The 19,821-nt window shown below is 69.0% G+C and carries 14 protein-coding genes; 9 read left to right on the top strand and 5 right to left on the bottom strand.

Annotated features, from left to right (window positions below; translation table 11 throughout):
- Positions 1–4 precede the first annotated feature (4 nt).
- The 5 genes from ACM6LU_RS27430 to ACM6LU_RS27410 all read left to right on the top strand — a co-directional run bounded on the left by ACM6LU_RS27430 (position 5) and on the right by ACM6LU_RS27410 (position 9,279).
- Positions 5–2,557 carry a hypothetical protein gene (locus tag ACM6LU_RS27430; RefSeq protein ID WP_414940638.1) on the top strand — a complete coding sequence of 851 codons (2,553 nt, stop codon included), beginning with the start codon at positions 5–7 and terminating at the stop codon, positions 2,555–2,557.
- 347 nt (positions 2,558–2,904) lie between these two features.
- The gene (locus tag ACM6LU_RS27425; RefSeq protein WP_414940637.1) at positions 2,905–7,878 is read left to right on the top strand and encodes an NAD-glutamate dehydrogenase; all 4,974 of its coding nucleotides are present in this window, start codon (positions 2,905–2,907) and stop codon (positions 7,876–7,878) included.
- Entirely contained in the window at positions 7,878–8,297 is a 420-nt protein-coding gene (locus ACM6LU_RS27420; protein WP_414940636.1) for an acyl-CoA thioesterase, read from the top strand. The genes ACM6LU_RS27425 and ACM6LU_RS27420 overlap by 1 nt, the downstream gene beginning before the upstream one ends.
- Complete coding sequence (locus ACM6LU_RS27415; protein WP_414940635.1) at positions 8,290–8,925, top strand: hypothetical protein; 636 nt, start codon at positions 8,290–8,292, stop codon at positions 8,923–8,925. The genes ACM6LU_RS27420 and ACM6LU_RS27415 overlap by 8 nt, the downstream gene beginning before the upstream one ends.
- A 63-nt stretch (positions 8,926–8,988) precedes the next feature.
- Positions 8,989–9,279: a hypothetical protein gene (locus ACM6LU_RS27410; protein WP_414940634.1), complete on the top strand. Its 291-nt coding sequence runs from the start codon at positions 8,989–8,991 to the stop codon at positions 9,277–9,279.
- 75 nt (positions 9,280–9,354) lie between these two features.
- Here ACM6LU_RS27410 and ACM6LU_RS27405 read toward each other — a convergent pair whose 3' ends face one another.
- Positions 9,355–9,987, bottom strand: coding sequence for a DUF305 domain-containing protein (locus ACM6LU_RS27405; protein ID WP_414940633.1), 633 nt, complete (start codon positions 9,985–9,987; stop codon positions 9,355–9,357).
- Positions 9,988–10,073: 86 nt separating this feature from the next.
- Between ACM6LU_RS27405 and ACM6LU_RS27400 the strand changes: the two genes are divergently transcribed.
- A complete protein-coding gene (locus tag ACM6LU_RS27400; RefSeq protein ID WP_414940632.1) occupies positions 10,074–11,525 on the top strand; it encodes an LVIVD repeat-containing protein in 1,452 nt (483 codons plus the stop codon).
- Between the two features lie 86 nt (positions 11,526–11,611).
- Here ACM6LU_RS27400 and ACM6LU_RS27395 read toward each other — a convergent pair whose 3' ends face one another.
- Genes ACM6LU_RS27395 through ACM6LU_RS27385 form a run of 3 tightly spaced genes read right to left on the bottom strand, consistent with a single transcriptional unit; the run spans position 11,612 to position 14,558 of the window.
- A complete protein-coding gene (locus ACM6LU_RS27395; RefSeq protein ID WP_414940631.1) occupies positions 11,612–13,165 on the bottom strand; it encodes a glycoside hydrolase family 13 protein in 1,554 nt (517 codons plus the stop codon).
- Positions 13,165–13,560, bottom strand: coding sequence for a globin (locus ACM6LU_RS27390; protein ID WP_101605936.1), 396 nt, complete (start codon positions 13,558–13,560; stop codon positions 13,165–13,167). Before ACM6LU_RS27390 ends, ACM6LU_RS27395 begins: the two co-directional genes overlap by 1 nt.
- A 20-nt stretch (positions 13,561–13,580) precedes the next feature.
- Entirely contained in the window at positions 13,581–14,558 is a 978-nt protein-coding gene (locus ACM6LU_RS27385) for a mechanosensitive ion channel family protein (protein WP_414940630.1), read from the bottom strand.
- Between the two features lie 419 nt (positions 14,559–14,977).
- On the opposite strand from ACM6LU_RS27385, the gene ACM6LU_RS27380 reads away from it, so the two are divergent.
- The 3 genes from ACM6LU_RS27380 (at position 14,978) to ACM6LU_RS27370 (ending at position 16,950) form a co-directional block, all read left to right on the top strand.
- A complete protein-coding gene (locus ACM6LU_RS27380; RefSeq protein WP_414940629.1) occupies positions 14,978–15,472 on the top strand; it encodes an HNH endonuclease in 495 nt (164 codons plus the stop codon).
- 745 nt (positions 15,473–16,217) lie between these two features.
- Positions 16,218–16,481, top strand: coding sequence for a hypothetical protein (locus ACM6LU_RS27375; RefSeq protein WP_414940628.1), 264 nt, complete (start codon positions 16,218–16,220; stop codon positions 16,479–16,481).
- A complete protein-coding gene (locus ACM6LU_RS27370; protein WP_414940627.1) occupies positions 16,468–16,950 on the top strand; it encodes a DUF5130 family protein in 483 nt (160 codons plus the stop codon). Before ACM6LU_RS27375 ends, ACM6LU_RS27370 begins: the two co-directional genes overlap by 14 nt.
- Before the next feature lie 133 nt (positions 16,951–17,083).
- On the opposite strand, the gene pepN is transcribed toward ACM6LU_RS27370, so the two are convergent.
- Entirely contained in the window at positions 17,084–19,660 is a 2,577-nt protein-coding gene (gene pepN, locus ACM6LU_RS27365; protein ID WP_414940626.1) for an aminopeptidase N, read from the bottom strand.
- Positions 19,661–19,821 lie beyond the last annotated feature (161 nt).

The following is a 19,821-nucleotide window of genomic DNA, read 5'->3' as shown; positions in this document are numbered from 1 at the left end:
CCCCGTGGAAGCCAGCAAGCGCCAACGGCCGGGCTCGCCCACCACCATGGTGGGTGGGCGGACGGCTGTCACCGGGGGAACCCTGTCCGCTGTCGGCAGGCTGATCGAACGAGCGGACGCCCTGCACCTGAGGGCGCCCGAACTCGCCCTGGTCCTCGGGGAGCGCGCGGCCGCGCTCGCCGAGGCGGCCGGTGCCGACGAGCAGTGGATCCGCGCGGAGAGCCTGGTCGTGACCGCTCGGGTGCGGCTCGGTGGCCGTCCTCGGACGGTCGGCCGGGCGGTGGCCGCCCTGCGCGCCGCCGAGCACGCGGGTTACGGCGACATCGCCGCTCGGCTGAGGATCGACCTCGCGGTCTGCGCGCGCAGCGTGGGCATCCCGCTGACCGGGCTGGCCGCGCTGCGTCCGCTGCTGGTGGATCCGTCGGTCTCACCGGCGCACCGGGCCGAAGCGATGTGTCACCTCGTCGGCTGCCTGGCGCAGTTCGGCCGCAAGGCGGAACTCGACCGGGTGCTTGCCGAGGCGGACAAACTCGTGCTCGGCGACGGCTCGATAACGGCGGATTCACAGCTGCTGACCCGCGCGTTGCTGCGGGTCGGGGTGTCGGCGCACCGTCGTCGTCACGGAGATCTGACGTCGGCGGCCGACGCCGCGCGGACCGGACTGGGCATGCTCGAAAAGCTCGGAAACCCCGACGACGACGGAGGTCTCGTCCGGATCCGGCTGATCCTGCAACTCGTCTGCACGTTGCTGGACCGGGGCGACACGGAGATGGCGATGGAGGCCGCGCAGCCGATCCTCGCCGCGCCCGTTCGCGCAGCCGGGGTCTCGCCTGCCGCATGGCTGCGGCTGGCGGTGGCCACCCGTGTCCTGCTGCCAGCGGGATCCGGGGAAGCCGCGGGCACGCTCGTGCGCGAAGCGGTCGCCGGGGCCGAGGACCACAACCTGCACGCCGTCACGGCACGGCTGTGGCTGGAACTCGCGCAGATCGAGGAACGGCTCGGCCGGGCCGAGGAGGCCATCGGCTGCCTGCACCGTTCGCGTGCCGCCGAGCATCTGCACGCCCGCGCGCGCAGGCAGGCGTGCAACGTCCTGCTCGGCGAGTTCGGCGCGGCCGAGAACGCCGCGGTCGACCTCGACGACGTCCTGCGGGCCGTCGCCGCGCGGCCGTCCGTCGCCGCGGCACCCGCGCCGGTTCCGGCGGAGGTGACCGCGGTGATGGCGCCGATCGACGTCGCGCCCTCGAAACGGGCCGCGGCCGAGCCTCCGGTTCGTCGTGAACCGCCGCGGCCGGTGCGGCAGCACAGGCAGCCGGAGCCCGCGCCGGTGCGGAACACGCCGGTCGAGCCTCCGCGTCCTGCCGTACCTCCGCGTCCGGCGGAACCTTCCGTGGCGCCTGCCGCCGAAAAGACGGAAGCGCCAGTGTTGAAGCCGCCGCCGCGCCCTGAGACGTCTCGTGAATCTGCGGCGTCAGCCAGCGACTGGCGTCGCCGGGTGCCGAAGAAGCCTCAGCAACCCAAGGCGGCGATCAGGTTCGAGCCCAAGATCGAACCCGTCGTACCGAAACTGATGCCGCCGCCCCCGGAACCGGCGCCACGCCCTGAGCCGGTATCGCGTCCCGAGCCGGAGCCCGGGCGCCGCAGCCGTCCGGAGGTGCCCGCCGCTCGTGAGACCGTCGCCCGCGAGACGGTCGCTGCCGATCCCACGGTCGCCTGGCCCGAGACACCGGTCCCGGCCGCGCGGCGGCGGCGATCCGAGGTACCCGTCCGGTACGAGGAACCGGAACCCGTGGTCCCGGAACTGCTTCTGGCTCCCGAACCCGCCGCCGAACCCCGGCCGCGGATCGCGGCGGAGGCCGAACCGCCGCGTCCGCCGGGGACCGCCGCCCCGTTGTGGGAGAGCGACGAATGGGCCGCCGAGGAGCGTGTCCGCCGGTCCGCCGCGCCCGTTTCGCGCACGACCAGGCACGACGCCGAACACGGTTCCGTGGCGGCGAGATCGGTGCTGGACCGACTCGGGATCTCCAGCACCGGCGGGCACGGTGGTGGCCGTCGCCGCGCGGACAGCGGCGCGGATCCCGTGCACCCCGAGCCCGTCGCCGAGGAACCCGCCGATACCGGACGCGGCCGCCGGGAGCAGCCTCCGGTGGAGTACGCCGAACCCGCCGTCCCGCTCGCGCCGCCGCCCCGGGAGGACCCGGCGCCGTCGTTCGGCGGTGCGCCTCCGGAAGACACCCGGGAAAGCACTCGGCAGGGTGCCAAGGACGAGGTCGCGGATCCGTGGCTGCCACGCCTGCGGATGCCGCCGGCGCTGGACCCCTTGACCGACACCGGTTCTTGGCGGCCCATCACGCCGTTCCCGGAAAGCTACGCCCGCGCGATCGCGGAGGACGAGCCTCCGCCGGACGCCGGTCTCGCCGACCTGCTAGCCCGCGCGCTCGCCGAGCATCAGGCGGGGACCGCGAGTGCCGCCGCGCTCGTGAAACAACTCGGGTCCCAGGACTCGGGAAAGCGTCCGGTCAACGGCCGCGACCGGCACCGCGCCAACGGGAGCGACTGACCGCGCGAGAGCAAAGGTCCCCTGCTGCGGGGCTGGAAGAAGCCCGAGCCCGGCTTAAACGATTCAGTCGACCGGATGAGGCCGCCTGTCGTTCGTCCGATCGGCAAGGGGTGCTGGTCACCCCCGGTGCGGCAGGACTTGGGCAGGGCCGGACAGACCGCTTATGTGACCCGTCAGTAGCTGAACCGATCACGGCGATTCCGGTATCTGAGCAGGGAAATCTTCGCCGGGCGGGAATGACCCGGCCTTGTGGAGCCGACTGTCCGGAGCTGTAGGTTGGGTCTGGTCCGGTACGCCAGGCGTGCCGGTCGCGGTGTCAATCTCGCTACAGTGGAGAGTTGCCTCAAATGAGCTCGACGGGAGTCTCGTCCCCGCCCGGAAAAGATGTCGGCACCGAAGAGGGCGCCCGGCGCCGGTCGGCGAACCCGGAGCAGATCCGGGACGACCTGATCGACGCCGCCGCGGCGTATGCCCCGGAGATCGGCGACCTGATCCGCCTGTACTACCGGCACATCCCCGCTGAAGAGATCCTCGGTGACGACCCGGTCGACCTCGTCGGCGCCGTTCGTTCGCACCTGCAGCTGGCCAAGGACCGGATGCCCGGCCGTCCAGCGGTGCGCCTGCTGAACCCGACGGGCCCGGAAGACGGCTGGACGCGTGAGGCCACCGTCGTGCAGGTCGTCACGGACGACATGCCTTACCTCGTGGATTCCGTCGCGGCCGAGTTCGCCCGTGACGGGGTGCAGGTGCAGCGCATCGTGCACCCGATCGTCGTGGTCAGCCGCGATCTGACCGGCGAGTTGCTGGCGGTCCACCCGGACGCCGATCCGGCGGAGCCGCCGCCGAATTCGGCGGCCGAGTCGTGGATGTACATCGAGATCGACCTGGTGACGGACCCGAACCGCGCCCGCGAGCTGGACAACCGGCTCTCGTCGGTGCTGGGCGACGTGCGCGAGGTGGTCGAGGACACCGACAAGATGGCGGAGACGGCACGTCGTCTCGCCGACCAGCTGGACGCGGACCCGCCGAAGCTGTCCACGCGTGAGGTCGCCGAGGGCGCGCGGCTGTTGCGCTGGCTCGCCGACGGTCACTTCACCTTCCTCGGCTACCGCCGCTACGAACTGATCGACAGCCCTCATCCGGACAGCGACGAGCCCGCCCTGCGCGCGGTGCTCGCGACCGGACTGGGCGTGCTGCGCCAGGACAGCCTGGCCGCGCGCAGCCTCACCGCCGGTCCCGACACGGCGGCGTCCGCGCTCGCGCCGACGCTGCTGGTGCTGACACAGGCGAGCGCGCCGTCCACCGTGCACCGCCCGGTGTACCCGTACTACGTCGGCGTGAAAACGTTCGACGACAAGGGAAACGTCACCGGCGAACACCGCTTCCTCGGCATGTTCACCACCACCGCCCTGCACGAGAACGTGCTGGACATCCCGGTGGTGTGCAACCGGGTCCGCGAGGTCATCCACCGCGCGGGCTTCCCGATGGAGTCCTTCTCCGGCCAGCGGATGCTCGAGGTGTTGCAGAACTGGCCGCGCGCGGACCTGTTCTCGGCCGACACCGACTCGCTGTACTCCACGACGACCGGCGCGATCACGCTGTCGGATCGCCGACGGCTGCGATTGTTCCTGCGCCGTGACCCGTACGGCCGTTTCTACTCCTGCCTCGTGTACCTCCCGCGCGACCGCTACACGACCCGTTCGCGGCTCGCGATGCAGGAGGTCCTGCTCGACGAACTCGAAGGCACGCAACTGGAATACAGCGCGCGCATCGGGGAGACCGTGCTCGCGCAGGTGCATTTCATCGTGCACACCGACCCCTCGCAGCGGTCCGAGCCGGACACCCTGCGCATCCAGGAACGGCTCAACGAAGCCGTCCGCGGCTGGGACGACAGGATGGTCGAGGCGATCCTCGCCGAGCGTCGAGAGCGCGCCGGAGACAGCGGCGTCGCGATCGGCCTGCTGGGCGAGGAGTCCGCGGGCGAACAAGGCCAGCGGTTCGCCGCGGTGTTCCCCGAGGGCTACAAGGAGGACTTCTCCGCACTCGAAGCGCTCGCGGACCTCCGTGCCCTGGAGTCGCTGACCGATGAGGGCGACCTCTCGATGTCGTTCTACCTGCCCGCCGACGCCGAGCCGGGGGAGCGGCGCTTCAAGCTGTACCTGCGCGGCGAGGGTGTCACGCTCTCGCAGGTGCTCCCGGTCCTGCAGCGGATGGGCGTCGAGGTCGTCGACGAACGGCCGTACGAACTGCGCCGCGAGGACGGCGGCCGGTCCTGGATCTACGACTTCGGCCTGCGCATCGACCCGCAGGTGCTCGACCACGCCGACCACGACCTCCGGACCCGCTTCCAGGACGCGTTCCACGCCGCCTGGCGTGGCGACTGCGAGGTCGACGGCTTCAACGGTCTCGTCCTGCGCGCCGGGCTCACCTGGCGCCAGGCGGTCATCCTGCGGGCCTACTCGCGGTATCTGCGCCAGACGAAGATCCCGTTCTCGCAGGAGTACATCGAGGACACCGTCCTCGCGCACACCGACATCGCCACCGCGCTGGTGCGGCTGTTCGAGTCCCGCTTCGACCTTTCGCTCGGCACCGAGGTCCGCGCGTCGCAAACCGACCAGCTCACCGCCGAGATCGGCAAGCTGGTCGACGAGGTGACCAGCCTCGACGAGGACCGGATCCTGCGGCGGCTGATGGCGGTCATCCTCGCCACGCTGCGCACGAACTACCACGTGACCGACGGGGAGGGGAACTCCCGGCAGTACCTGGCGCTCAAGCTCGACCCGAGCGCGGTGCCCGAACTGCCCGAACCGCGGCCGAAGTACGAGATCTTCGTGTACTCGCCCCGGATCGAGGGTGTGCACCTGCGCTTCGGTGACGTCGCGCGCGGTGGCCTGCGGTGGTCCGACCGCCGGGAGGACTTCCGTACGGAGATCCTCGGCCTGGTCAAGGCACAGGCGGTCAAGAACGCGGTCATCGTGCCTGTCGGCGCGAAGGGTGGCTTCGTCGTGAAGCGGCCGCCGACGGCCACCGGTGACCCGGGCCTGGACCGCGACGCCCAGCTGAACGAGGGCATCGCCTGCTACCGGATGTTCATCTCCGGCTTGCTGGACGTGACCGACAACCGCGTCGAGGGCAAGACCGTGCCGGCGCCGGGCGTGGTCCGCCACGATGGCGACGACAGCTACCTCGTCGTCGCGGCGGACAAGGGCACCGCGAAGTTCTCCGACATCGCGAACGAGGTCTCGGCGAACTACGGGTTCTGGCTCGGCGACGCCTTCGCCTCCGGTGGCTCGGTCGGCTACGACCACAAGGCCATGGGCATCACCGCGAAGGGTGCTTGGGAAAGCGTCAAGCGCAACTTCCGTGAGCTGGGCAAGGACACCCAGACCGAGGACTTCACCGTCGTCGGCATCGGCGACATGATGGGCGACGTCTTCGGCAACGGAATGCTGCTCTCGGAGCACATCCGGCTGGTGGCCGCCTTCAACCACCTGCACATCTTCCTCGACCCGAACCCGGATTCGGCGACCTCGTTCGCCGAGCGCCGCAGGTTGTTCGACCTGCCGCGTTCGTCGTGGGAGGACTACGACCGCTCGCTGATCAGTGAGGGCGGCGGAATCTACTCGCGGTCGGCGAAGACGATCCCGGTCAGCCCCCAGGTCCGCGAAGCGCTCGGGCTCGGTGAGGACGTCACGAAGCTGGCCCCGCACGACCTCATGCAGGCGATCCTGCTGTCGCCGGTCGAACTGCTGTGGAACGGCGGCATCGGCACCTACGTCAAGGCCGAGAACGAGACCCACGCGGACGCGGGCGACAAGGCCAACGACGCCTTGCGGGTCAACGGGAACCAGCTCCGCGTCAAGGTCGTCGGCGAGGGCGGGAACCTGGGACTGACGCAGCTAGGCCGGATCGAGTTCGCCCGCACCGGCGGGAAGATCAACACCGACGCGCTCGACAACTCGGCGGGCGTCGACTGCTCCGACCACGAGGTCAACATCAAGATCCTGCTGGACCACCTGGTCTCGACCGGATCGCTGGGGGCCGAGCAGCGCAACGAGCTGCTGGAGCAGATGACCGACGAGGTCGGCGAGCTGGTGCTGGCCGACAACTACCGGCAGAACGCCGTGCTCGGCGTCAGCAAGGCGCACGCCGGGCCGATGGTCTCGGTGCACCAAAGGCTTGTCGCGGCCCTGGTCGCGAAGGGCGCCTTCGACCGCAAGCTCGAAGCGTTCCCGAGTTCGGCGGAGTTCCGCGCGCTGGAGAAGGCGAACGAGGGCCTCACCTCGCCGGAGCTGGCGACGCTGCTCGCGCACGTCAAGCTCGATCTCAAAGAGGAGTTGCTGGCGAGCGAACTGCCGGACTCGGAGGTGTTCTCGCGCCGTCTGCCCGAGTACTTCCCGAAGCCGCTTCGGGAGCGTTTCGGCGACGCGATCTTCCAGCACCCGCTGAAGCGCGAGATCATCACGACGATGGTGGCCAACGAGGTGGTCGACGGCGCTGGGATCTCCTACGTCTTCCGCCTGATGGAGGAGATGAACGCGACGGCGACCGACGCCGTCCGCGCGTACGCCGTGGTCACCCACGTGTACGACCTGCCCTCGCTGTGGGCCCAGATCGACACGCTGGACAACATCGTGCCGACCGAGGTCGCGGACGAGATGATGCTGGAGACCCGCAGGCTGCTCGACCGCGCCGCCCGCTGGTTCCTCACCAACCGGCCACAGCCGCTGGCCCCGCTCGCCGAGATCAACCGGTTCGGCCGGGTCGTCGGTGAGCTGGCCCCGCGGGCGCACGAGTTGCTTCGCGGTGTCGAGTGCGAGTCGGTGGACGCGAACACCGAGCGACTGGTGGGGAAGGGTGTCCCGGCGGAACTGGCGGGGCGCGTGGCACTCCTGCTGCACACCTTCGGCCTGCTCGACATCACCGATGTCGCGGAGATGGCCGAGCAGCAGGCGGGGATCGACGCGGTGCACACCCCGTCGGAAACCGCGAGCCTGTACTACGCGCTCTCCGACCACCTCGGCGTCGACAAGATGCTGACGTCGATCAGCGGCTTGGAACGCGGCAACCGCTGGCACGCCCTCGCGCGGCTCGCGCTGCGGGACGACGTGTACGGCTCGCTGCGGGCGATCACCCTGGACGCGTTGAAGCACAGCGATTCGGGCACCGGCCCGGACGAGAAGATCGCGCACTGGGAAAAGGCGAACGCTTCGCGGTTGCAGCGGGCCCGCGTCGCCCTGGACGAAATCAGCCAGTTCGGCAAACTCGACCTGGCGACGCTGTCGGTGGCGGCGAGGCAGATCCGGAGCACGGTGAGGTAGTGAGCTACATTTCCCTGATCCGGCCGCGCTGGTCGGATATGGACGTCTACGGGCACGTCAACCACGCGAACATGGTGACCCTGCTCGAAGAGGCGCGGATCCCCCTGTTGTTCGGGGACGCCGTCCGGGCCGGGCTCACCGAACTGCCCAAGGGTATCGTGGTGGTGAAGCTGGCCGTCCATTACCGTTCGCCGATCGTGGTGTCCGATCAGGACATCCGGGTGGAGATCTCGTTGAAGGACTTGAAGCACGCCAGCTTCACCCTCGGCTACCAGGTGCACGCCGGGCCCGCCGAGGTCGACAAGGTCGCGGTCACCGCGGAGACGGTGCTCGCGCCGTTCGACACCGGGTCGGAGCGGCCCCGTCGCCTGACCGAGGACGAACGCGCCTTCCTGGAGAAGGGGTTCGCGGATGCCTGAGCTCGTCATCCCGGACGCGGGCGACCGCGAAACGCTCGGAGCGTTCGTGGCCAGGGCCGTCCGGCTCGACCAGAACACGCTGGTGCGGCTGCGGCAGCGTGGTGACGGCGTCGTCGAGGCGTGGAGCACGACCCCGTTCGAGGTGCTCGCCACCAGGGCCGTCGCCGGTGACGTCACGCCGTCGGACGTCACGGTGTCCGGGAACGAGTTGCTCGCCGCGCTGACCATCGCCGGCGGCGAACGGATGGATCCGGGCCCGGCCCGCGACCTGATGTGGCACTCCGAACTGCCCGCCGCCGGACGCTGGCAGCTGGTGGACGAACTGCCGGCGACGGTGCTCTCCGAACTGGCCGACCGCGGTGTCACGCTGGCCCGTGACAACGTCGGCCCGCACGGCAACCCGCCCGCTTCGCTGATGGACCAGGCGGTGCTCACCGTCACCGGTGGCGAGGTGGAGATCAAGGTCCAGATGCGGTGCCTGTTCGCGTTGTCCGGGATGGGCTTCCTGGACTCGTCGATCGCCGACGACGTCGTCCGGGTCACCGCGACGGATTCGTGGATGCGCATCGACGCCCGGTACGGCGCCGTCCTCAAGCGCCGCCACGCGCTCCTGCCGCTGCTGTTCTGACAGGGTTCTTACCGCTTCGCACCGCGGGTGGCTTCCGGCCGCCCGCGGTGTCAGGCTGTCCCCATGAGCGACAAGGACGCCGGTAAGGACGGGGAGGACCCGACCGCGGACTTCCTCGCCGAGGTCAGGCAGGAGGAGACCCCGTGGCGGACCGAGCGGCCGCCTGGTGAGGAGGCACCGGAACGCGCCGAACGCCCGGAGAAGTGGGGCCGCGCCAAAGCTGCCGGACGGACCGCGGCGAAGGCGGCGCCCTACGTCCAGGCCGCCGCGCTGGCGACCTGGATCGTCTCGGGCACCCTCGACGACTCCGGCGATCCCGGCTACGGAGACATGGGCGCCTCCGGCGACGCCTGACCCCCGCAATTAGTCCTCTAGTTGCGGTAGTTCGTGCTGCCAACTACCGCAACTAGAGGACTAATTGCGGAGGGGTCAGAGCTTTGCGCGCATCGTCTTCATGCGCTCGATCTCGGCGGACTGGCCGGTGATCACCTCCTGCGCCATTTCCTGCGCCTTGATCTCCACCCCCTTGCCGAGCTGGGTCTCGGCCATGGTCAGCGCGCCCGTGTGGTGCGCGATCATCAGGTCGAGGAACAGCTTCTCGAACGCCACACCGCTCGCCGCGCGCAGATCCGCCAGCTGGGCGTCGGTCGCCATTCCCGGCATCAGCGCGTGATCGTGATGGCCGCCGTGGCCCTCGCCGGGCACAGGCTTGCCGCGGTCGGCCAGCCACGTCTTCATCATCGCGACTTCGCCGTCCTGCGCGACCGAGATCCGGCCCGCGATCGCCCGGATCTGCTCGTTCGCCGTCTTGGCCGGCACCAGGTCGGTCATCACCTTCGCCTGCTGGTGGTGGGGGATCATCATCGTCATGTACTCGACGTCGGCCTCGCCCGCCTTATCGCGATTCACCGGGCCAGGGGTGCCGGTGCCCGCCTGCTCACCCGGCTTCCCGGGGACGATCACCGGTGCGCTCTGGGCCGGTGAGGCGGGAAGTTCGTCGGCGGAGCAGCCAGAGACGGCGAAAGCGGCAGCGAGCAGTGCCGATGTCAAACTTTTTCTCATCCCGGAATTCCTCCGTTGGTCGGTATCTGCTGAGCCTAAATAAGTAATAAGGTCCGCGTAAAGCTGGGTGGAAGGAGAGCCATATCGTGCTGCAGCCTGGGCTGAAACGCCGCTTGACCAGGGTCCTCGTATCGGCGGCAGCGGTCGCCGCCCTCGGGGCCTCCAGTGCGCTCGCCGCGCCGGCCGTCGTCGCGGAGCCGTCGGCGACCACGATTCCGGGGGTGGACGAGATCGTCCACAGCCCGAATCTCCGGTCGATCGCGAACATTCCGCAGCAGGGACCGTTCACCGAGGACTCGACCGGTACCGACATCGCGTTCACCAAGGGTCACGCGATCATCGGCACGTACGACGGCTTCAACGTCTTCGACGTCCGCAACCCCTACCGCCCGAAGATCGTCAGCCAGGTCCTCTGCCCCGGCGGGCAGAACGACGTGTCGATCTCCGGTGACCTGCTCTTCCTGTCGACCGACGCCTCGCGCAGCGACGACTCGTGCAACAGCGTCGCGAAGCCCGCGTCGGACAAGACGGCGTGGGAGGGCATCAAGATCTTCGACATCTCGAACCTCGCCGCGCCGAAGTACGTCGCGGCGGTCGAGACCGACTGTGGTTCGCACACCAACACCCTGGTGCCGGACAAGCGCGGCAAGGACGTGTACATCTACGTCTCGTCGTACGCGCCGGCGGCGAACCTGCCCGACTGCCAGCCGCCGCACGACAAGCTGTCGATCATCAAGGTCCCGGTGAAGGATCCGGCGACGGCTTCACTCGTCGCGACCCCGGTGCTGTTCCCGATCGACGGCGGCAACCCCGGCGGCCCCAACCCCGACGGCACCCGCCGGTCGGCGACCACCGGCTGCCACGACCTGACGGCGCTGCCGGAGAAGGACCTCATGGCCGGTGCCTGCATGGGTGACGGCGTCCTGATCGACATCTCCGACCGGCTCAAGCCGCGGGTCATCAACCGTGTCCAGGACAACGTGAACTTCGCGTTCTGGCACAGCGCCACCTTCAACAACGACGCCACCAAGGTCGTTTTCACCGACGAGCTCGGCGGCGGCGGCATGGCGACCTGCCTGGAGAAGTTCGGCCCCACCCGCGGCGCCAACGGCATCTACGAGATCACCGGCCGCGGCGACAACCGCAAGCTGGAGTTCCGCAGCTACTACAAGATCCCGCGTCTCCAGTCCGAGACCGAGAACTGCGTGGCGCACAACGGTTCGCTGGTTCCGGTGCCGGGCAAGGACATCATGGTCCAGTCCTGGTACCAGGGCGGTGTCTCGGTGTGGGACTTCACCGACTCGAAGAAGCCGAAGGAGATCGCGTACTGGGAGCGGGGCCCGCTCTCGAACGAGAAGCTCGTCGGCGGTGGAACCTGGTCGGCGTACTGGTACAACGGCTACATCTTCTCGTCCGACATCGTGAAGGGCCTGGACGTCCTGGACCTCAACGACTGGCGGACCTTCCCGGCGAAGCTCGTCCGGCAGAACCAGTTCAACGCCCAGACGCAGTACAAGCTGCACCCGGGCTCCAACTGATCCACTGATCCACCTGTGAAATGAACGGACCTTTCATCACACATCCTGTGATGAAAGGTCCGTTCATCACATCCGGGGCCGGGCGCTCAGACCAGCCAGACAGCCGCGTCCGGCGGCAGTTTCCCGTCCACCAGCGGCACGCTCGACAGCAGCACCTCACCCGGCGGCAGCGCGATCGGGCTCGCCGACGTGTTCAGTGCGCAGATCAGCCCGCCGCCTCGCCGCCGGAACGCGAAACACCCGGCCGGGGCGCCGTACCACTCGAGGTCTTCGCCGCTGAAAGCCCTGTGCGACTTACGGGTCTCGATCGCCCGCCGGTACAGCGACAGCGTCGACGCGGGATCCTCCAGCTGAGCTTCCACGGTCACCGACGCCCACGAAGCGGGCATGGGCAGCCACGTCCGCGGATTCCGCGAGAAGCCGAACGGCGGCCGGTCGCCTTCCCACGGTATCGGCACACGCGACGCGTCCCGGCCGAATTCGGCGCCGGAGATCTTGGCGCGCGGGTCCGCGAGCGCGTCGGGCGGGAGGTCGACGTTGCCGAGTCCCAGTTCCTCACCGTTGTACAGATAGATCGTCCCTGGCAGCGCGAGTTCGACGAGCGCCATCGCCCGCGCCCGCCGCACGCCTCGTTCACCGTCGCCGTACCGGCTGACCTGCCGCCAGACGTCGTGGTTGCTCAGCGTCCAGGTGGCAGGGGCCCCGGCCGACTTCGGCACCGCCAAGGAACGCTCGATGGCGGTCCGCAACGCGTCCGCGTCGAAATGCGTGAGCACGAGCCGGAAGTTGAACGCCAGGTGCAGTTCGTCCGGCCGCAGATAGCGCGCGAGCCGTTCCTCGTCGGTCAACCAGATCTCGCCGACGGCCATCGCGTCCGGGTACTCGTCGAGCACCTTGCGGATCATCTGGTGGATCTCGTGGACGCGGTCGTTGTCGAACCGCGGGTCGTAGAACTCGCTCGGCCCGATCGGGTTCACCCTCGGGTCCATGTCCGGCAGGCCCGGCGGTTTCGCCATGCCGTGCGCGACGTCGACGCGGAAACCGTCCACCCCGTGGTCCAGCCAGAACCGCAGGGTGCGCTCCAGATCGGCGGCGACCTCGTGGTTGGCCCAGTTCAGATCCGGTTGCCGCGGCGAGAACAGGTGCAGGTACCACTGGCCGTCCGGGATCCGGGTCCACGCCGGCCCGCCGAACGCGCTGACCCAGTTGTTCGGCGGCCGCTCGCCGCGCGGGCCGAGCCCGTCACGGAAGATGTAGCGGTCCCGTTCCGGGCTACCCGGCGGCGCCGCCATCGCCGATTTGAACCAGGCGTGGGTGTTGCTGGTGTGGTTGGGGACGACGTCGATGGTGACCTTGATGCCGCGTTTGTGCGCCTCGGTCAGCAGCACGTCGAAGTCGCCGAGGGTGCCGAACATCGGGTCGACGTCGCGCGGGTCGGCGATGTCGTACCCGTGGTCGGCCATGGGCGAGCGGTAGAACGGCGTCAGCCACAGCGCGTCGACCCCGAGCAGCTCCAGGTACCCGAGCTTGCCTCGGATGCCTTCGAGGTCACCGACGCCGTCCCCGTCGGAATCGGCGAACGAGCGCACGTAGACCTGGTAGAAGACCGCCTGGTCCCACCAAGTCACGCCGCGCTCCATCACACGAAACTGTTCATCATGCTGTTGGCGGCCATCTCCAGGTACGCCCACAGCTGCCCGCGGTAGGGCTCCTCGATGTTCTCCTCGTCGACCGCGATCTTGATGCAGCGCAGCCAGGCGTCGCGTTCGATCGGGCCGATCTTGAACGGACCGTGCCGCATCCGCAGCCGAGGGTGGCCGCGCTGATCCGAGTAGGTGTGCGGGCCGCCCCAGTACTGCATGAGGAACAGCCGGAAGCGCTCCTCGGCCGGGCCGAGGTCCTCCTCGGGGTACAGCGGCCGAAGCACTTCGTCGACCGCCACCTCGGCGTAGAACCGCGCGACGATCCGGGTGAACACCGGTTCACCGCCGATCGCCTCGTACAAGGTCGTGGGGTCTGGTTCGCTCACGGACACAGCTCCATTCTGCCCTTGTCCTACTGGGCCGCGGGGCCGGACGACATAAAGCGCCCCAGAGGTGGTTCGAATCCCGCTTCGTCGAGCGCGGCGAGCAGGTGCGCCCGCAGCGCGCGCTGTACCGCCCACTGCTTGCCAGGCCGGACCTTCACGGTCAGGCGGACCTTGATGCCCTCCGGTGTCACGGTCTCCACACCGAGCATCTCGGGCGGCTCCAGCACGTTGGGTGCCAGCACCTCGTTCTCCAGGAGTGACTTCGACTTCGCGGCCATCAGCGCGGTGGCCTTCTCGACGTCGGCGGAGTAGCTGAGCGGGACGTCGACGACGGCCACGGCGAAGCCCTGGCTCGAGTTGCCGACCCGCAGCACCTCACCGTTGCGGACGTACCAGACGGTACCGTTGATGTCACGCAGGGTGGTGATCCGCAGGCCGACGGCCTCGACGGTGCCGGAGGCCTCACCGACGTCGACGACGTCGCCGACGCCGTACTGGTCCTCGATCATCATGAAGATGCCGGAGAGGAAGTCCTTGACGAGATTCTGCGCGCCGAAACCGAGCGCGACACCGACGATGCTGAAGGAGGCGATGATCGGCGCCAGGTTGATGCCCAATTCACCCAGCACGAGGATGAACGCGATGCCGTAGATCAGTAACGTCGCCATCGACTTGAGCACCGAGCCGATCGTGGCGGCGCGCTGACGGCGTCGTTCCATCACCGCCGACCCGAGCACCTCGGGAGCTTTCTCCCGCAGCGGTCTCAACAGGGCGGGCAGTTTCTTGGAGCCGCTCGGCATCCGCGTCACGCGGTTGATCACGCGCCAGACCAGGTACCGCAGCAGGAACGCCACGGCCATGATCATCAGGATCCTGATCGGCTTCGTCAGCACCCAGCCCGCCGACGCGGAGAGCCATTCGTTTTTTGTGACCTGGAACACCTGGTAGCACAGGCTGCCGACTTCTCGTGTGCAAGCCGGGGGTTCGGTAGGCAGCAGGTTCACGAAGAAGAAATGTCCTTTCGTGCTCGGCGGGGTTCGGTCGCGCTGTTCGGCTCGGCGGGATTCGAAATACCCGATTTCGGATGGCCGCCGGGTCGCGCGCATGTGACACGTCCAGTAACACACGTGCACTTTGGGGCTGATCTGTGGTCGACTATGCCTGCACCGGTGGAGGTGGTCGAGTGCCAGACCGACAACCCATCCCCCTCGGCGTCCCGAGCCAAGCCTTGGCCGGACAGGCGCCGGAGGTCGTGCTGCGCGCCCATCCGGGAGGTGCCCCCTCGCACGGGGCCCCGCCGGCAGGGCCGGGAACGCGACCAGGGGGTGTTGCCCGCCCGCCCGGACAGCGTAGAGGGCGGGATCCGTCGACTTCGGCGGCACCCACTACGACTACGGCGTCGTCCTGGGGTCGCAGACGGGTATTGCTGTTGAACGCCACGTTCGAGCCGCTCACGGCGCTGCCGTTGCGGCGCGCGGTGGTCCTCGTGATGTGCGGCAAGGCAGAGGTGGTGCACGGCGACCCCGCGGGGCACGAACTGCACGCCGCTTCGGTCTCGCTGCCTGTGCCCTCGGTGATCCGGCTGAGCACCTACGTACGCGTGCCTTACCGCGCGCAGGTGCCGCTGACCCGGGCCGGGCTCATGCATCGCGACCGGTACCGCTGCGCCTACTGCGGAGGGCGGGCCGAGACGATCGACCACGTCATCCCGCGCAGCCGTGGCGGTCCCCACGGCTGGACGAACTGCGTGGCCTGCTGCGCCAAGTGCAACCATCGGAAGGCGGACAAGCTGCTCTCCGAGATCGGCTGGCGCCTGCGCGTCGTGCCGAGGGCCCCGCACGGGCCGCACTGGCGGCTGCTCGCCCATTCCAAGGAGGCCGACCCGTTGTGGCGGCCGTACCTGGGAACCGCGGCTTGACCCTGTCCTGAACACGTCGGCGCCCCGGCTGCCTTTCGGCGGCCGGGGCGAGCCGATGATGCCGTGGTGAAGCTCTGCACCGCTACAGGTACGCCGGTCTTGCTCCTGCTCAGGCGGCCAGGGAGAAGTCGCTCTGGCAGGTGACGCGCGTGCCACGGGTGACGCGGGTGCCACGAGTGACCCGGGTTCCGCTGGTGACACGAGTGCCGGCGGTGCCGCGAGTGACGCGCGTGCCACGGGTGACGCGAGTTCCGGCGGTGACCCGCGTGCCCCGTGTCACGCGGGTGCCACGGGTGACCCGGGTTCCGGCGGTGACCCGCGTACCGCGAGTGACACGAGTACCGCGCGTAACCCGTGTGCCCGCCGTCACACGCGTTCCGGGGATGAATCCAGTTTCGAAGAGTGACGAAATGGTGTCGATGATCGCCTGGCCGGGTGTCTGGGTGCTCTGCATGACATGTCCTCCTGCGACCGGTGCGTTACCTGCTGGGGTGAGAGAGCTGGGCGCAAGGCCCGTACAGGTGAAAAAGCTACGAGGATTTCAAGGTCGCTACAAGACGACAGCGCCGGGTGCGGCCGCCCGTACGTTGAGTTGCAACCTTTCGGCCTTGAGGGCTTCGGCCCAATGTGGGAGCGCTTTCGCGGCAAGCGGCGGACGGCCCCCTCCGGACGACGAGTGGTACGTGCCGGGCCGCACGCCCGTGCGACCGGGTGCGGCCCTTCGGTATCGGATACGCTCACGCGCGTGAACCTTGTCGAGACGATCCTGGTCTTCGCGGTGATCCCCTTGGCCATCTACGCGATTTGCGGGGTGGCCACGCTGCGGTCGAAGGGCGCGGGCGTCGCCCGGTACCGGCCGGGGCAGCCGTGGGAGTACCCGGCCATGTGGTGGAGCGCCAACCCCGACGGTGTCGGCGCCAGGCATTCGCACGCGAACGTGGGCGGCGCGACCGCCGTCGGCGCGTCGGACGGAACTACGGTGACGGGAGGCGCTCGTGGCAACTGGTGAACTGACCCATTCGTCCACCGCTGTTGACGAAGAGCCCGGTTACGGCGCCGCCGTTACCTCGAGCGGCCGGGTTTCCGCCGCCAAGATGTACGAACCGGCTGGGCCGATCAGTCCATTCACGATCCAGCAGCTTGCCCGGCTGGACGAGGCACTGACGCTGGCCAGCCGCGAAACCGGCCTCGACTTCAGTGTGTACCTCGGCGAGCTCGGCGAAGACACCCGCGCGACCGCCGAAGGCCTCCTGGCCTCGACCGACGCCCCGGCCGACTCCGTGGTCGTCGCCGTGTCACCCGGCCAGCGCGCCATCGAGATCGTGACGGGTTCGCAGGCCCGGCACCGCCTGCCCGACCGCGGCGCGAAGCTCGCCGTGGCCAGCATGGTGGCCTCCTTCAAGGAAGGCGACCTCGTCGGCGGCCTCGTGAACGCCCTGCGGATGCTGAGCGACCAGGCCGGCAGCCCCAGGGGCTGAAGGGGACTTTCCCCGCATAAGTCCAGGCGTGGGCGCGGAGCGCCTCCGTTGAGGGTGGTGGCGGGGGCATGGATGGAGTAAGGAAGGGGCCCTTCGCCGCATCACATGCGGTGAAGGGCCCCTTCAGCTCGTTCTAGACCCCGGCCTGCGAGTCGAACTCACGGGCGGCCAGCGCCCGCACGATCCCGGCCCGGCCTTCCGACACGAGACGGCGCAGCGCGGCGGGGTGGTCTTCCCCGGCCAGCCACACGTCCGACGCCTCGACGGTCGGCGCTTCGACCGCCCAAGACGGGTACAGCCCGACCACGGTCGGCTGGGCCCGCTCGCTGGAGCGCCGCTGCCACACCTCGTCGATGACGTCGAAGTAGCGCGTCACGTAGTCGCCGAGCAGGTGCTTCTGGCCCGGGTGGGAGAAGCCGGTGATGAGCGAGTCGCTGACCGCGTTGGGCAGCTCGTCGTCGTACACCGCCCGCTCCCACGCGTCGGCCTTCGCCTCGTCGGTCGGCCGCAGCGCCCGTGAGCGCTCCGCCTGACGCCGTCCGGCGGCGGTGTCGTCCTTGGCGAGTTCCGCGTCGATCTCGGGGTTCTCCGCCTTGCCATGCGCGACCAGTGCCTGCAGCAGCCGCCAGCGCAGGTCGGTGTCGACGGTCAGGCCCGCCAAAGGCGCCGTGCCGTCGAGCCAGCCCGCGATGATCTGCAGCGTCTTCTCGTCGAGCACGCAACCCGCGAGCGAATTCACGAAGGCGAGCTGGTGGTCCGAACCGGCCTCCGCGCCCTGCGCCAGCTCCAGCAGCCGCGAGCTGAACTCCGGCCAGCCCTTGTCCGCCGCCCACGCCTTGTTCGCGTACGAGTTCAGCGCCGTCTGCGCCTGCAGCAGCAGCCGCTGCACCACACCGACCTCGGTCTCGGTGTGCACGCCGCGCTGGACCAGCGTGACGAAGTCGCGGGCCTTGAGCTCGGCCTCGCGCGTCATCTCCCACGCCGCCGACCAGCACAGCGTGCGGGGGAGCGGGTCGGTGATGTCGGCGATGCGGTCGATCAGCGTGGTCAGCGACGCCGGGTCGAGCCGCATCGTGCAGTAGGTCAGGTCGTCGTCGTTGACCAGCACGAGCTTGCCCGCGGGGAGACCGACCAGCTCCGGCACCTCGGTGCGCTCGCCGTCGACGTCGAGTTCGACGCGGTGCTTGCGGACGATCTTGCCGTTCTCGTCCTCGTCGTAGACACCGACCGCGACGCGGTGCGTACGCAGCTCACCGGCGCCCGGCTTGGCACCGGTCTGGGTGACGGCGAAGGCGGTGTACGCGCCATCGGCGCCGATCTCGTAGCGCGGGCTCAGCGAGTTGAGACCGGTGGTCTCCAGCCACTGCGCGCTCCACCACGACAGGTCGCGGCCGGACGCCTCTTCCAGTGCGCCCAGCAGGTCCGCGAGGGTCGCGTTGCCCCAGGCGTGCTTGCCGAAGTAGACCTTCAGGCCTTCGAGGAAGTGGTCGAGCCCGACGTAGGCGACGAGCTGCTTCAGGACACTCGCGCCCTTGGCGTAGGTGATGCCGTCGAAGTTCACCTCGACCGCGTGCAGGTCGACGATGTCGGCGGCGATCGGGTGCGTCGAGGGCAGCTGGTCCTGCCGGTACGCCCACGACTTTTCGATGTTCGCGAAGCTGGTCCACGCGTTCTTGTACTCGGTGGCCTCGGCCTGGGCCAGCACGCTCGCGAAGGTCGCGAACGACTCGTTCAGCCACAGGTCGTCCCACCAGCGCATGGTGACCAGGTCGCCGAACCACATGTGCGCCATCTCGTGCAGCAGCGTCTCGGCGCGGCGCTCGTAGGCGTAGCGCGTGACGCGGCTCCGGAAGACGTAGTCCTCCAGGAAGGTGACGGCACCGGCGTTCTCCATCGCGCCCGCGTTGAACTCGGGCACGAACAGCTGGTCGTACTTGGAGAACGGGTACGGGGTCGCGAACTTCTCGTGGTAGAAGGCGAAACCCTGCTTGGTCTCGGTGAACAGCTTGTCCGCGTCCATGTGCTCGGCGAGCGAGGAGCGGCAGTAGATGCCGAGCGGGATCGTGCCAAGCTCGTCGGAGTGCTCGTCGCGCCACTCGCTGTACGGGCCCGCGATCAGCGCGACCAGGTAGGTCGAGATCCGCTCGGAGACGGCGAAGACGGTGCGAACGGCCCCTTCCGGGGTCTCGTCGGCCGACTCCACCAGCGCGTTCGAAATGACCTTCCAGTCCTTCGGCGCGATCACGGTGAGCCGGTAGACCGACTTGAGGTCAGGCTGGTCGAAGCAGGCGAACATGCGCTTGGCGTCGGCGGTCTCGAACTGGGTGTAGAGGTAGACGCCGTCGTCGACCGGGTCGACGAACCGGTGCAGGCCTTCGCCGGTGTTCATGTACCGGCAGACCGCGTCCACGACGAGTTCGTTCGACTCGGCGAGGCCAGGGAGCTCGACGCCCTTGTCCTCGACGTACCCGCTGACGTCGAGGTCCGCCCCGTTGAGGACGGCCGACTCGATCCCCTCGGCGACGATGTCGATCCACGACGCTTCGCCGCTTCTGGCGCTCGCGAACTTGATCTTCGTCTTCGACGTGAAGGTCTTCTCACCGGGACCGCCGCGGCCGTCGGTCAGGTCGAGCGCGATGTCGTAGGACTCGACGTCGAGCAGGTCCGCGCGCAGCTTGGCTTGGTCTCGGGTCAGGTTGGGGGCGGGCACTGGCACCTCTGGTCATCGGTATCGGTTTTGGTTTCCAACTACAGGCATCCAATCATGCGGAGGCCGGTGCTGACGACGGGAACAACGCCGATGGCCCCGATGTTGGCCGCTGTGTAGCACTCTGTGGCTACCGGCCCACCCCAAGACGATGGCACCGGGAG

The organism is Amycolatopsis sp. cmx-11-51, from assembly GCF_047608665.1.
Lineage (GTDB): Bacteria > Actinomycetota > Actinomycetes > Mycobacteriales > Pseudonocardiaceae > Amycolatopsis.
This window is presented reverse-complemented; position numbering and strand designations above follow the sequence as displayed.

Excerpts from the sequence above, each read along its gene's own strand:
- ACM6LU_RS27395 (WP_414940631.1), bottom strand. The coding sequence starts at position 13,165 with ATGGAGCGCGGCGTGACTTGGTGGGACCAGGCGGTCTTCTACCAGGTC.
- ACM6LU_RS27415 (WP_414940635.1), top strand. The coding sequence starts at position 8,290 with ATGCCTGAGCTCGTCATCCCGGACGCGGGCGACCGCGAAACGCTCGGA.
- ACM6LU_RS27425 (WP_414940637.1), top strand. The coding sequence starts at position 2,905 with ATGAGCTCGACGGGAGTCTCGTCCCCGCCCGGAAAAGATGTCGGCACC.
- ACM6LU_RS27405 (WP_414940633.1), bottom strand. The coding sequence starts at position 9,987 with ATGAGAAAAAGTTTGACATCGGCACTGCTCGCTGCCGCTTTCGCCGTC.
- ACM6LU_RS27410 (WP_414940634.1), top strand. The coding sequence starts at position 8,989 with ATGAGCGACAAGGACGCCGGTAAGGACGGGGAGGACCCGACCGCGGAC.